Origin of the sequence: Pseudomonas sediminis (assembly GCF_002741105.1) — a bacterium.
Lineage (GTDB): Bacteria > Pseudomonadota > Gammaproteobacteria > Pseudomonadales > Pseudomonadaceae > Aquipseudomonas > Aquipseudomonas sediminis.
Map to the genome: position 1 here is coordinate 64118 of NZ_NIQU01000002.1, position 13594 is coordinate 77711.

General features: G+C 64.0%; 9 protein-coding genes. All 9 read right to left on the reverse strand.

The window, feature by feature from the left end; all coding sequences use genetic code 11:
- Positions 1-164: 164 nt before the first annotated feature.
- Positions 165-2807, reverse strand: coding sequence for a hybrid sensor histidine kinase/response regulator NahK/ErcS' (gene nahK / locus CDO35_RS05845; protein WP_166432386.1), 2643 nt, complete (start codon positions 2805-2807; stop codon positions 165-167).
- Positions 2737-3900 carry a nitric oxide-sensing protein NosP gene (nosP, locus tag CDO35_RS05850; RefSeq protein WP_099523026.1) on the reverse strand — a complete coding sequence of 388 codons (1164 nt, stop codon included), beginning with the start codon at positions 3898-3900 and terminating at the stop codon, positions 2737-2739. The genes nahK and nosP overlap by 71 nt, the downstream gene beginning before the upstream one ends.
- A 251-nt stretch (positions 3901-4151) precedes the next feature.
- Positions 4152-4544, reverse strand: coding sequence for a hypothetical protein (locus tag CDO35_RS05855; protein ID WP_099523027.1), 393 nt, complete (start codon positions 4542-4544; stop codon positions 4152-4154).
- 72 nt (positions 4545-4616) lie between these two features.
- Positions 4617-5801 (reverse strand): porin, encoded by a 1185-nt coding sequence (locus CDO35_RS05860; RefSeq protein WP_079783496.1) that lies wholly within the window; start codon positions 5799-5801, stop codon positions 4617-4619.
- A gap of 314 nt (positions 5802-6115) precedes the next feature.
- Entirely contained in the window at positions 6116-8506 is a 2391-nt protein-coding gene (gene pqqF, locus CDO35_RS05865; RefSeq protein ID WP_099523028.1) for a pyrroloquinoline quinone biosynthesis protein PqqF, read from the reverse strand.
- A 170-nt stretch (positions 8507-8676) separates the two neighbouring features.
- Entirely contained in the window at positions 8677-10230 is a 1554-nt protein-coding gene (locus tag CDO35_RS05870; RefSeq protein WP_099523029.1) for a BCCT family transporter, read from the reverse strand.
- A 305-nt stretch (positions 10231-10535) separates the two neighbouring features.
- Positions 10536-11807 carry an MFS transporter gene (locus CDO35_RS05875; RefSeq protein ID WP_208019936.1) on the reverse strand — a complete coding sequence of 424 codons (1272 nt, stop codon included), beginning with the start codon at positions 11805-11807 and terminating at the stop codon, positions 10536-10538.
- 82 nt (positions 11808-11889) lie between these two features.
- Complete coding sequence (locus CDO35_RS05880; protein ID WP_099523030.1) at positions 11890-12261, reverse strand: cupin domain-containing protein; 372 nt, start codon at positions 12259-12261, stop codon at positions 11890-11892.
- The gene (locus CDO35_RS05885; protein ID WP_099523031.1) at positions 12258-13586 is read right to left on the reverse strand and encodes an NAD(P)/FAD-dependent oxidoreductase; all 1329 of its coding nucleotides are present in this window, start codon (positions 13584-13586) and stop codon (positions 12258-12260) included. Before CDO35_RS05885 ends, CDO35_RS05880 begins: the two co-directional genes overlap by 4 nt.
- Positions 13587-13594 lie beyond the last annotated feature (8 nt).

A 13594-nucleotide genomic window follows, 5' to 3' on the forward strand; every position in this document is an offset into this window, starting at 1 on the left:
CGGTGCGCGCAGCGCACCCTACAGGAGGATCGACGCAGTGTCGTAGGGTGGATCACGCTCTACCGATCCACCGCTGCGGTGGATGTAAAAAGCGACATCCACCCTACAGCTCCTGCGCTCTGCTCGCTCAGGTAAACCCTGGGGTGCGCCGTACGCACCGGGTTTCAAGCCCCCGCCCCACGCTCCATCAAATGACTCATCGCCGCCTTCAACTTCATCGGCCTCACCGGTTTGTGCAGCAGGCTATGGCCCAGCTCGCGCATCTGCTGCTTGAGCTCGTTGCTGTAGTTGGCGGTGATCATCAGCGCCGGTAGCGGCGTGCTGCGTCGGGCGTTGATCTGTGCCACGGCGTCGACGCCATTGCGCTCGTCGTCGAGGTGGTAGTCGGCGATCAGCAGGTCGGCCTCGGCATGGTAGTTGTCCACCTGGCACGCCAGGTCTTCTTCACTCAGCGCAGTAACCACTCGGCAGCCCCAGCCTTCGAGCAGGGTGCGCATGCCCGCGCAGATCGCGGCGTCGTTATCCAGCACCCAGACCCGCGCGCCGCTGAGGCGTTCGAGCAACATATCCGGGCTGTCCTGCACGGCACGCACGCGCGGCGCGCGGCGGGTGAGCGGCACCTCGACGGCAAACATCGAGCCCCTGCCCTGCTGCGACGCGACGCGGATGCGATGGCCGAGCATGCCCGCAATCTTCTCGACGATCGCCAGGCCCAGACCCAGACCGCGATCCTGCTTGCGCTGCACGTTATCGCCGCGTTTGAACTCCTGGAAAATCTCCACCAGCTTGTCCTGGGCGATACCGATGCCGGTGTCCCAGACTTCGATGGACAGGCTGTTGCCGCGCCGTCGACAGCCCAGCAGGATGCGCCCGCTGGCGGTATAGCGAATGGCGTTGCTAAGGAAGTTGCGCAGAATCCGTGCCAGCAGTTGCACGTCGCTGCGCACCAGGGCCGAGCTGGGCAGGTAATCCAGGCGCAGGCCTTCGCTGCGGGCGATCTGGTGATACTCGGCGGCCAGGTTCTCCAGCAGCTCGCTTACAGCGAATGGCGCGATATCAGGTTTGATCACCCCGGCATCGAGCTTGGAAATATCCACCAGCGTGCCGAGCAGACTTTCCACGTCTTCCAGCGAGTTGCTGACGTTGCGCACCAACGGCGCGCAGCCTGACAGGTCGCGTTTCTCCAACAAGGCACTGGTGAACAGCCGCGCTGCGTTGAGTGGCTGCAGCAGGTCGTGGCTGACCGCGGCGAGGAACTTGGTCTTGGACAGGTTGGCCTGCTCGGCCTCGCCCTTGGCTTCACGCAGGCGTGCCTCCATCTGCGTGCGCTCGTCGATCTCGCGACGCAGCTGGTCGTTCACCGTGGTCAGCTCGGCAGTGCGCTCGCGCACGCGCTGTTCCAGGTGTTGATAAGCCTGGTGTAGCGCTTCGGCCGTGCGGCGACGCTCGGTGATATCGCGGATCAGCACGAAGATGCCGACCACCTCGCCACTGGCCTGACGGTTGGGCACATAGGAACGCAGCATGTAGCGTTCCTGGCCGTTGTGGTTGGTTTCGGCGAATTCGAAGGTCACGCTCTCGCCGGACAGCGCCAGTTCGACGTAGGGCTCCAGGCGCTGGCAATGCTCCTCGCTGTGTACTTCGCGCAGGCTCTGGCCGAGCATGGCGCCGCGCGGCCAGCAATACCATTCCTCGTAGACCTTGTTGGTGAATTCGTAGACCAGGTCGGCCGACAGGTAGGCGATCAACGCCGGCACGTGGTCGGTGATCAGGCGAATCCAGCGCTCGCTGTCGCTCAGTGCCTGGGCCTGGCGATGGCGCTCGGTGATATCGGTGAAGGTATTGACGAAGCCGCCGGTGGGCAGCGGATGAGTACGCACTTCCAGCATGCGCCCGTCGAACAGACGCACCTCCACCTGGCGCAGCGGTTTGCCGCCGGCGTCGCGGCTGTCCGGGGTCAGCGGCTCAAGTTCGCTTTCCGCCATCACTTCGGCGAACGGCCGATGGGCGTTGATCGGCGCCAGCCCGCAAAGCTCGAGGAAGCGGTGGTTCCACAATTCCAGCGCGCCCTCGGCATTGACCATGGCCATGCCCTGCGACAGGTTGTCGACCGCGCGCTGCAGCAGGCGCGACTTCTGCGCCAGGGCCTGCTCGCGGCGCAGAGCCTCGCTCTGCTTCACCTCGGTGATGTCGGTGTAGAGGATCACCAGCCCACCTTCGCGGGTCGGCCGCTCACTGACCTGCACCCAGCGCCCGTCCTGCAGGCGGAACAGGCTCGGCTCGCCTTCCTTGCCCAGCTGCGCTTCTACCACCAAACCGGTGCTGCGGCTCAGCCGGCGAATTTCCTCCAGCCGCGTGCCGGTGCCGATGCGCGCGCGGCTACGCGCCCACAGCGCCTTGAAACGGCTGTTGAACAGCACGATGCGCTGACGATCATCGAACAGCACGAAGGCATCGGAGATGCTCTCGATGGCGTCGATCAAATGCTGGTGCGCAGTCTCGGCACGCAAGCGCGCATCGCTGAGCAACTGGTTGCTGGATTTCAGCTCAGCCATCGCCTGGTTCAGCGCATCGGTGCGCTCGCGCACTTGCTCGGAGAGCACCACCGAATGCTGGAAGGCCGCGTAGGCGTCATCGCCACGGGAATGGATCGACTCGACCCGCTCGATCAGCGCGGCGTTGATGCGCCGGAGCTTGGCGTTTTCCTGCTCCAGCGCCGTGCAGCGTGCCTGCAGCTCAGCGCTCGGCACGCCCAACAGGTCGGCCAATGGCGACACCGGTAAAGGTCTGGTTGATGTGCATGCCATTGAACTGCTCTCCGTAGGTGTTGAAGCCGATCACCCGCTGCTGGCGCAGCAGTGTGGCGACCGACTCGACGCCGCCATCGTTCTCGATCTCCAGGCGGCGCAGGAAGCAGTCGCAGCCGATGGTCAGCAGCAGCGGACCGAGGCGCTGCTCCAGTCCGGCGAACAGCTGCGCAAGGTTCGGCAGCAAGGGCCCGGGGTGCATGGCGGTAAGGACGATGCCGTTCTCCACCGCGCAGTAGAAGGTCAGGCTGAGGTCGTCGTGCACCTGCTGGATCGAGCGCACGTAGTAGTGATCGCTAATGCGCACCGCCAGCGGATAGGCGGCGAACGCGCGCAGATCCAGCGCCTCGACCGGCACACCGATCAGCTCGGCATATTCCTGCGCGGCCGGTGCGGCATTGAGTTCGTACACCCGGCGTGTGGCGCTGTCGGCGCGCGTCACCACCAGCTTTTCCGCACTGGGCTGGATGTGATGGGTGCTGAACACCTCGAACTCCAGCCAGGTGTTGAACAGCACCACGACCGCTGCGCCGCTGTGGAAGCGGCCGCCGTGATAGACGTGGGTGTGGGTCAGGTGGTTGTCGTCGCCGGCCGAGCCGCCGAAGTGCGGGATGCTGCCCAGCGCCGCACTGAGTGCGCCGAGCACCAGTTCTTCGCGGCTGGAAAGTCCGTCGAGCAAGGTCAGGGCGAAGCTGTGGCCCTTGATCGAGGCCAGCTCGTTGCTGCGGCAATTCTTGACCAGACCATCGACCAGTTGCTGCGCGTCGAGCAGGTTGAAGCGCTCCATCTCGTCGATCAGCACGCTGGCGATGGAGAAGCAGCGTAGGTCGAATCCCAGTGCCACCACGCAACCACGGTCGTAGCCCTGCGGGGTGATTTCGCCGGCGCTGGTACAGCCCACCAGGCTGACACCGCCGAAATGGGCCTCCAGCGCCTGGCCGAGACCGTCGAGATCGTATTCGGCCGAGCAGAAGAACAGTACGAAACCGAGATAGGGATGGATCAGCTGGCGTGCCAGTTCCTGGGCGGCCAATTCCACATCCTTCGTGCTGGAGACGGCGCTGAGCACGCCCTCCGACTGTTCCAAGGCCATATCACGCCCCAATTCACGTGCTGATCATGGGGAAATTCTACGAAGCCGGTGCTGCCCGCCCCATGCTACTTGAGTACTGGATAGCCGACCCGTAGGGCGTACTCGCGAAGCAGTACGCGAGGCGGCAAGGGCAATCGGGGGATGCGACCCCGGATTTCTCGTTCGTCTTCACAAAAGGGGGACCACTGGTACGCATGGCGCCCCGGGACGCCGCCATGCTCGTGTAGGGTGCGCCGCGCGCACCAGGGCCCTCAATGCGCCGGCCAGAACATCAGGGTCAGCACGAACATCCCGGCGTAGAAGCCGATCTCCAGGGTTTCCGTCCACGGCTGGATGCGCTTGATCGCGCCATGAACATGCACCAGCACCATCAGCAGGGCCACCGCGGCCAGCACCTCGAAGGTGGTGTGCAGCGCTTCACCGGTCAGCGCGGCGCGCAGCATCAGCGCCTCGACGATCAGAATGAAGGCGCCCAGGCAACGCCCGAAGTACACCGCCAGGTCGATGTCCTGCGGAATGCGCCAACGCATCAGGCGGGCCCAGGTCAGCGGTACGAGGAAGATGGGTAGCGCGAAGACCAGCGTAGTGCTGATCGCCAGCACCAGCAGATAGGTTTGAGCCGATTCGCTCCAGAGTCCGATCATTGAATTCTTCCTTTCGATTCCTAAAAAGAACGGGAGGCCCTTGGGCCTCCCGTTGTCCGCAAGCCGTATGGCTTACCAGCTGAGTACCGCACCGACGGCGAAGGTGTCGGTGTCCTCGTTCAGACCGCTGCCGGCGGCGGCGTCGATCTGGTACTGGTTGTATTCGGCGACCAGCTTGAGGTTGTCGTTGATGGTGCGGAAATAGGCGATGCCGCGGGTCTCGTAGTCCGCTGCCACGCCTAGGCCGTTGCCGTCGTCCTCGGTCTTGCCGTAGGACAGCGCCACGCGGTTCTTGCCCCAGGTGTAGGAGCCCTGCAGCAGGTAGCCGTCGCTGTCGATGTCACGCAGGGTCGGCTCGCCCAGGTTGTTGGTGAAGAACGGGTTGATGCCCTTGGCCTGGAAGCCCGAACCAGTCAGCGACAGGCCGCCGAACTTGGCCTGCACGCCATAGCCGAGGCCCTTGGAGGTGACCTTGTCGACGGTGTCGTCGGTGTTCTCGGAGGTCTGGTAGGCGCCGTTGACCCAGGTGTAGATGGTCGAACCGCCCAGATCGAACTGGTAGCTGACCTCCGATTCGAAGCGCGGGTTTTCCTGGTAGGCCTTGCCGGTCGGGCTGTCGTCGTTGGTGTCGACCGGGTCCATGATGCCGACCGCGACACGCAGGCCTTCAGCCAGGTTGTTGTTGCGGTAGGTGATCTGCGAGGTCGGGAACGGATACGGGTAGCCGGTGCCGATGTTGCCGAAGGACACGCCATTGCCGTCCACCAGGCCAAGGGTGTCGGACACGTTGCCGTAACCGGCCAGCAGCTCATCGAGGAAGATGTTGGAGCGCGAGAACAGGCCGAAGTCCTTGCCCACCAGCACTTCGCCCCACTCCGGGCTGGAAACGGTGCCGTAGAACTGACGAACGTCGATGGCGGTATCGGTGCCATTGGTTTCGCTGTCGTTGATGGTGACCCAGAAGGAGGAGCGGCCGGTCAGCTTGAGCCCGTCGATCTGCTTGCCGAAGTTGAAGCCGATCCAGTTGGGCAGAAAGCCCATCTTCACCCGCGACTGGCGGCGGTCGAACTGCTCGCCATCACGATCCACGTCGCTATTGACGTAGAAGGCGTTGATGTAGCCGTCGGTGGAGAAAGTGGTGTCGTCCTTGTCGTACAGGACGATCTCGGCGGCGGCCTGCTGCGCAGTCGCCAGGGCGACGGCCGTAGCCAGGGTCAGGGGCAGAAATCGAGTGATGGCGATCTTGTTGTTGTTCATAACGCTCTCCGCTTGAGTGGCGACCGCCAGGGCAGTCGTGTCGGAGGCGATTATCGAAAGCAGGTCCGGCGAGCCATACGCTGCCTTGGCAGCGATTCGCTGCTGCTTTGGCCGGGCGCTACCGGCCCGCTCCCGCCGGCTCGCGACTGACCTGCTACCGGTAGCAGGAGAAAGGTCGTAGTACCGGGCCAGCCCTAGGGCGTAGACGCGCACGCAAAGCGCTGTGAAAAGGGAAATAGGCAAACGTCTGCAGGCAAACGCAAAACGCCCAGGCCTGCATATGGGAATGGAGAGCGGGAGGAAAAACGGTGCAGTTAGGCCGGCGATGGTGCTCCGCTGGCCAACACGCGCCAGTCGCGGGCGCTTAGCAACTGCTTATGCGCTCGCAGCAGATCGCTAGAGGTCAGGGCCACCAACGCCTGCTGCACCCGTTGCAGGTGCACCTCAGGCAAGCCTGCCAGATGCAGCTGCCATAGCTGCTCGGCACGTGCGAGGTTGGCCTCAGCCGGGCTCACTGCCGGCAGCAAGGCATCGCGATAACGCGACACGGCCTCATCATCCAGCGCAGCGAGCGACTGACGCTGCTCGCCCAGAAAGGCGCGGATATGCTCGAAGATGCCAGCCGCCTCGCAGACGGGTGACTGCAAGGCAAACAGCAACCCCCGGCAACCCTCGACCTGGCGGAAGCCGGCGAACAGCGCGTAACCCAGTTGCAACTCACCGCGCAGGCGCTGGTAGAAACGCCCCTGCAAAATCTGGCCAAGCAGACGCCAGGCAGTCTCGGTGCAGGCATCGACGGCAGGCAAGGGACAGAACAACAGCAACGCGGCATCCGTACTTGGCTGCGCGACCTGGTGCCAGTCGATGCCAGTCCCGATACACGGCGCGGGCGACAGATCCGTGAGCGGCTCGACAGCCACGCACGACTCGTTCAACTGCGCCTGCTCGCGCGCCCCAAGCCCAACACTCAGCCCTTCCAACCGCGAGGCCCTGGGCAGCTCGCACAGCTGCGGCAAACGCTGCAACAGCGCCCGCAACAGCATGCCCTGGGAAGCGGGCTCGACTGGTTCATCCCGCGCGGCCAACAGCAGCGGTACCAGCAAGGCACTGAAGGCCGGCAACAGCGGCGCAGGCCCGCGCAATGAAAGGCTCCAGCCAGCCGCACGCACGCTCAGCTGGCAGGCGATGCCAAGCCGCTCACCGCGCCAGCGCAGATCGGCACTAAGCGACAGCAATCCCGCTTCGATGACCGCCGCGTCGCCCACCACTGCACAGGGGCCTCGCCAGTAAAGCGCAGCCGGCCCGCCCTCGACCTGCCCCGGATGATGTCGCAACGCGGCCAATGGCAAAACGGCCGATGCCACCGCAGCGCCGGCCAGCAACGGATCATTGCCAGGCAGCCGCCAGGGATGGTTCGACATTGGGGTTGGCAATGGCATCGGCAAGGCCTGCAATGGCAAATCCAATCCAATTGCCGGCCACAAGGGTCGCGCCTGCTCGCCACACTGCAATTCGATCAGCCCATCACCACGAACCAGGCGAGCCAGCACGGCATTCAGGTCGCGCAGGGTCTGGCTATCGTCCTGAACAGGCGATTGCAGCTCCCTGGCGGCCGCCAACGGGCTGAGCCCAAGCAACCTGAGCGCTGCTGCCTGCTGCTGGTGCTGCAGTCGCAATGACCAATCTGTATCGCCCTGCAACTGCGTGGCCCAACTCTGCACGGTGGCGCGCACTGCGCCGCCCTGCTCCGCGCTGGCGCCAGGAAAGTCCAGACGCAGCAGGCATTGCCCACCGTGCTGATACAGCACCCGCGCCTGCAACTGCCGGCACAATTGCATCGCGCGCAAGCCGTCGAGCAAGCCGCCGGGCGTAGGGTCCTGCAAGGCATCCAGCAACAGATCCAACGATGCGTTCAGGTCGCGGGTGTCGAGCTGCACGGCAAGACCCAGGTACACACCAGAGCGACTGTGTTGCAGATGCAGGCACGGCGCTCGCAGCGGCAGCAGGTCCGGCGGCGGAGCGGAACAGGCGTCGCCCTCGCCTGCCGGCAACCTCCCAAGTAGCGCCTCGGCGATATCCAGCAACTGCTCGGCCGGTTGTGGCCCGACCAGAGTCAGGCTCATATGCCGAGCCTGGTAGTGGCGCTGATGATGATCACGCAGCGCCCGCTGAAATTCCGCAGATTCCACAGCCAGCGTGCTGCGATCACCGGCCAGGAACGCGCCGCAGCGATGCCCGGCGGCGAGCGCCTGGCCCAGCGCATGATCGATGCGACTGTCGGCATCCTGGCTGCGCGCCTGGTATTCGGCGTCCAGCACCTCGCGCTCACGCAGCTGCGCGTCGATCGCCAGCAGCGGCTGGCCGAGCATATCCAGCAGACGTGTCAGCGCTGGCTGCAGCAACTCGGCCGGTACCTCGCAGACGAAGTCGGTGTAACGCGTCTGAGTCGAGGCATTGACCAGCCCGCCATGGCGCTGGACGAAGGCCATCAAGCCCTGATCGACCGGGTATTCGCGGCTACCGAGAAACAGCAGATGCTCCAGAAAGTGCGCCAGGCCCGGATAGGCCTGCGGCTCGTCATGACTGCCGGCGGCCACCCGCAGACACAACCCCACCTGCTGCGCCCAGGGCTGCTGCTGCGCACACAAGTGCGCGCCATTGGCCAAGCGCCGAACAGAGGCAGAACGTGGAGCGTACAGGGTCATCGAGGGTTCTCTGGGCAGCTTACCGTTCAGCTTCGACAACGCACCAGCGCCAGGCAATCCTGCTTTCGGCCGAGTAAAACGCGCCTTTGGTCGTAAAAAGGGTGCACGCAGAAACGCAAACGCCCCGAGACTCGCCTTGCGGTGAGTGTCGGGGCGTCGATTGGCAGACGTCAGCTGCGGCAGTCTTCGATCAGGCCTTTGACCAGACCAATCATCAGCAGCAGCATCAGCCCCATGAACGGCAGGCCCATGGCCACGGCACCAGCCTGAATGCCCTTGAGCGCAGTATCGCCACCAATCACGAACAGCGTGACGGTCACCAACGCGATCATCACCAGCCATAGCACGCGCTGACCCGGCTGGGTGTCGGGGTCGCCACCAGCCGACAGGTTGTCGATCACCAGCGCACCGGAGTCCACCGACGTCACCATGAAGAACACCAACAAGGCGACCACCAGCAGCGAACCGATACCGGCCAGCGGCAGCATTTCCAGGAACTGGAAGATAGCCATGTTGACGTCACTGAGGCCAGCCGCCAGGGCACCGCTGCCATCGATCACCTGGGCGATGGCGCCGCCACCAAAGGCAGAGAACCACAGCAGCGTGACCACGGTCGGCGCCAGCATCACCATGCCCACCATCTGGCGCAGGGTGCGACCCTTGGAAACGCGTGCGACGAAGATCCCCACCAGCGGGCCCCAGGTGCACCACCAGGCCCAATAGAACACCGTCCAGCCCTGGAACCAGTCCTGATCAGGACGATCGATCCAGTTGCTCAGCGGCAGGAACATCTGACCGTAGTCGACCGCTGCGCTCAGGGTGTTGGAGAAGAACGCCATGCCCCCAATACCCACCGCGACCAGCAGAAACAGCACCAACGCCAGCAGCATGTTGATGTTACTCAGGACCTTGACCCCGGCATCCAGCCCCCGCCACAGCGAGAACGCGGCCAGGCCGGTAACCGCGACGATGAACAGCAGTTGAAAGGCAAAGGTATTCGGTGTGCCCAGCACGTGGGCAATACCGGCCGTGGCCTGCATGGCGCCCAGCCCTAGGGAAGTGGCCAGGCCGAAGATGCTCAGCACCACGGTGAACACATCGACCATCTGCCCTGGCAAGCCACGATGCCCACGCCCCAGCAGCGGCTGCAGACCGGAACTGAGCGACAGTGGCAGGCCCTTGTTGTAGGAGAAGTACCCCACCACCAGAGCGCTGGTCAGATAGATCGCCCAGGGGTGAAAACCCCAGTGATACAGCGTTGCGCCCATCGCCGCATGAGCGGCCTCCGGGGTGCTGGCTGCCACGTTCAGCGGTGTTTTCCACCAGGCGGTGTATTGCGCTACCGGTTCGGCGACGCCCCAGTACAGCAGGCCGACGCCCATACCGGCGGCGAACATCATGGAGAACCACGACAGGGTGCTGAATTCGGGTTTGGCATCACGACCACCGAGACGCACCTTACCCAGCGGCGACAGCGCCAGGCCGGCGCAGAACAGCACCGCCAGATTGCCCATGATGATGATGAACCAGTCGAAGTTCTTCAGGATCCAGCCCTTGATGCCTTCCAGCGTCTCGCCGAAGACCACGGGATTGCTCAGTGCCAGGAGAACCAGCAACAGGATGATGGAGAAGGAAACGGGGAATATGACGCGATGGAAGTTCAAGCCGAGCACTCGAATATTGAAGTCTCGACCGACTATGTCTTCCGCAACCATAGGCTTCATGCACGCACCTCGATTTTGTTCTTGTAATAGTTTTCTCCGCATCCGGACTGAGCCCTGCAGGTGCAGTTGGCGGCTCGGTAATCGCTGCGGATGATCAATAGTCGAACAGGCGCGAATCCATCGACAAACCATTTAATCTGCGCGACTTATGACTTTTAATCATCAATCCACACGGTCGCTCAGGGCACCTCGCAAAAGCCTCAAAGCCATATTTCATGGGCGCTGGTGAGCCGCCAGGCAGGCACCTGCAGGCTCGTCGTTATGGCTGAGCTTTGCGCATCCATTCGCAGGTAGGGATGGATCGTTCAGAGCCTCTGGCTGGGTGCCTCCTCGACTCGCTCCTCCACGCTGACCGCTGGTTCGATAACCGCAGCCAGGGTCGTGCAGGCAAGGGCATTGGGTGTGGCCTGATGCTGCAGAGGCGCATCGTCCTGCAGGTGCTCGCCGGTCACGCGCCCTTGCCCCACGGCAACCGCCAATACCGCCGCGCTGATGGCAAAGAACAGATAGAGGCTGGAGGGGCCGAAATGCCCCATCAGCGCACCGGCCAACAGCGGACCGATGCAGGCGCCCACGCCGAAGGTGGCTAGCAACAAGCCCGCCAGTGACACGCGCAGACGCGGCTCCATATTGTCGTTGGCCAGGGCCACGCCGAGCGGGTACAGGCAGAACTGCAGAAAGCCGATACACGCGCTGAACAGCAGCAGCACGCCTAACGACAGGCCCTGATAGAACGCCAGCGGCAGGCAGGTCAGGATCAGCAACGCCGCCACACCGCGAATAAGGCTGGCGCGTGGCAGACGATCCGACAGCCAGCCCAGTGGGAGTTGCGCAAGCAGCCCGGCTGCAATCGCCAGGGCCATGAACTGGCTCACCTCCACCGTGCTCAGGCCCTGTCGGCTGGCGTAGATCGACGACAAGCCATAGAAACCACCGTTGATCATCCCCGAGATCAGTACGGTGAACAGCGACTGCGGCACTCGCTGCAGGAACAGGCGCAGGTCGACCGGCTCGGAGCCCGGTATGCTCGGATGGGTGCTGCGGGTCAGCGCCACCGGCACCTGGCTCAGGGCGAAGGCGATGACCACGCCGAGCAGCGCATGCAGGCCGAGATTGCCGTCGATGCTCAGCGCCAATTGACCGAGCATCATGCCGACGTAGGCCGCGACCATGTAGATGCCCAGCACCTTGCCACGCTGATCGCTCTGCGCGCAGTCGTTGAGCCAGCTCTCCACCACCATCAGCTGGCACATCATCGCCACGCCGACGACAAAACGCAGCAACAGCCAGAGCGGCAATGCTTCACTGAAGGCATGCGTCAGCACCGCCGCGCAGATGATGCCGGAACAGGCGACGTAGGTACGGATATGGCCGACACGGCCGATCAGCACCTGGCCGACCTTGCCGCCGACCACCATGCCCAGAGCATTGGCAGCCATCAGCGCGCCGCCCCAGAATTCGGCGACGCCGCCGGCAGCCAGGCGCAGCGCCAGATAGGTCATCAGCAGAGTCGAGCCGAGCTGCATCAGCAGACTGGCCAGATAGAGTGCAGCGAACGCCTGGGTCAGTCCGAGCAATTGCTCACCCCTTTTTCACGGAGAACCACCACGCCTGAGCCGGGCGCGCAGCAAAGCAGGACCATCGTCAACCCTCTCGCTGCTAGGCCAGACCATGCCGTTGTTTCCAGTCACCCGGATGCACCACGTAACCGAACAACGCATGTCCGCCGTAAACCAGCTCGGTGCCTTCGGGAATCCACAACAGTTGCCCCGGTTGCACGCGATACAACTGACCATTGGCCTTGAGCTCGAAGCAGCCCTCGATGACGAAGATCACCTCGTCATAGAGCAGAGTCCAGGCCACCTCGGCGCCCTCCCAGCGGGCGAAGCCGATGCCGATGTTCGGCGAAATGTCGTTGCTGATCGCTCGCGCTACGAAGGCGGCGCCGGGCGGTCCGCCGCGCGGGAGGAACTCCAGATCATGGTGATCGACCAGCAGCACCGGGCCTTTCCCGGAAACGACCTGGCTCATAGCTCACTCCGACTGTTCCAGGCTGCCAGGCGGATGCGCGAGCGCACGCCCAGGCCGAGGAACGGTTCCGGAGGATTGAGCGACGGCATACCAGTGACCGCCTGGATATCGCGCAACTGCGCCGAATCGCTGCCCACCGCCATTTCCGCCAACAGTGTGCCGGAGATGGTGCCCCAGGCCGCGCCGACGCCGTTGTCGCAGGCCGAGGCGAACACGCCCGGCTCAAGCTCGCCGAAGAAGTTGGTGAAGTTGCGCGAGATCGCGTAAACGCCGCCCCAAGTGTGGCTGAACGGCACATCGGCCAGTTGCGGGAAACGCGCCAGGAAAGCCTTGCGATGATCGGCGCGCACCGACTCGCGCATGCCGTCGCTGGTGCTCTTGCCGTACTTGGGAACGTGCTTGTAGGTGTTACGGATGATCAAGCGGCGATCCTGGGTCATGCGCACCGTGGTGCCGGCGTGATCGGCCGGGGTCAGGCCCCAATCGAGCTGACCACCGTAGGCCGCCAGCTCGGCATCGCTCAGCGGACGCGTCCAGCTGGCGAAGGTCATCACCGGCAGCAAACGGTTGCGCAGGTAACCGAACTCCTGGGTGAAGATGCTGGTGCCAAGCAGTAACTGCTCGGTGTGAATCGTGCCCTGACTGCCCTGTAGCAGCCAGCCGCCCTGCCCGTCGCGTTGCAGACCGGTGATGGGCGACTCTTCCAGCAGCTCGACGTTTTCCGGCAGCGAGTGCGCCAGCCCGGTGACCAGTGCCGCCGGCTGCATCAGATAGCAACCCGGAGTGAAGATCGCGCGGCTGTAATAGGTATTGCCCAGCACCTGCGCCAGCTCGTCGCGCTCGACCAGGCGAAAGGGTTCACCCAGATTGCTCAGCAATTGTTCGAAGTGCTGCAGATACGCCAGGCCACGCTGGCCCACCGCGCCCTGATACTTGCCGGCATGGGACCATTGGCAGTCGATACCGTGACGCTCGATCAACCCTTGCAGCTGGGCGATGGCAGCGCGGTTGAGCGACAGCAGGCGCTGCTTGTGGGCCGGGTCGGGATGTTCAAGGGCGAACTTGTGCGGCAGGTCGATGACGAAACCGGAGTTGCGTCCCGAAGCGCCCTGGCCGACACGCTGGGCGTCGACCAGGATGATGCGTTTGTCCGGCAGCAGCTCGCCAAGGCGGCGCGCAGCGGCCAGGCCGGCGAAACCGGCACCGATCACCGCGTAGTCGGCACGTTGCTCGCCTTGCAGGCGCTTGCACGCAGGTTGCTGCGGCAATGCGGCGTACCAGCCGCAACTGCTGTCGTCATGGGGCAGATTGATTTGCTTGCTCATGCGCGTGC

What these genes read in the sequence shown, in the direction of transcription:
- nahK (WP_166432386.1), bottom strand. Translation starts at nt 2,807, where the DNA reads ATGGCATGCACATCAACCAGACCTTTACCGGTGTCGCCATTGGCCGAC.
- nosP (WP_099523026.1), bottom strand. Translation starts at nt 3,900, where the DNA reads ATGGCCTTGGAACAGTCGGAGGGCGTGCTCAGCGCCGTCTCCAGCACG.
- CDO35_RS05855 (WP_099523027.1), bottom strand. Translation starts at nt 4,544, where the DNA reads ATGATCGGACTCTGGAGCGAATCGGCTCAAACCTATCTGCTGGTGCTG.
- CDO35_RS05860 (WP_079783496.1), bottom strand. Translation starts at nt 5,801, where the DNA reads ATGAACAACAACAAGATCGCCATCACTCGATTTCTGCCCCTGACCCTG.
- pqqF (WP_099523028.1), bottom strand. Translation starts at nt 8,506, where the DNA reads ATGACCCTGTACGCTCCACGTTCTGCCTCTGTTCGGCGCTTGGCCAAT.
- CDO35_RS05870 (WP_099523029.1), bottom strand. Translation starts at nt 10,230, where the DNA reads ATGAAGCCTATGGTTGCGGAAGACATAGTCGGTCGAGACTTCAATATT.
- CDO35_RS05880 (WP_099523030.1), bottom strand. Translation starts at nt 12,261, where the DNA reads ATGAGCCAGGTCGTTTCCGGGAAAGGCCCGGTGCTGCTGGTCGATCAC.
- CDO35_RS05885 (WP_099523031.1), bottom strand. Translation starts at nt 13,586, where the DNA reads ATGAGCAAGCAAATCAATCTGCCCCATGACGACAGCAGTTGCGGCTGG.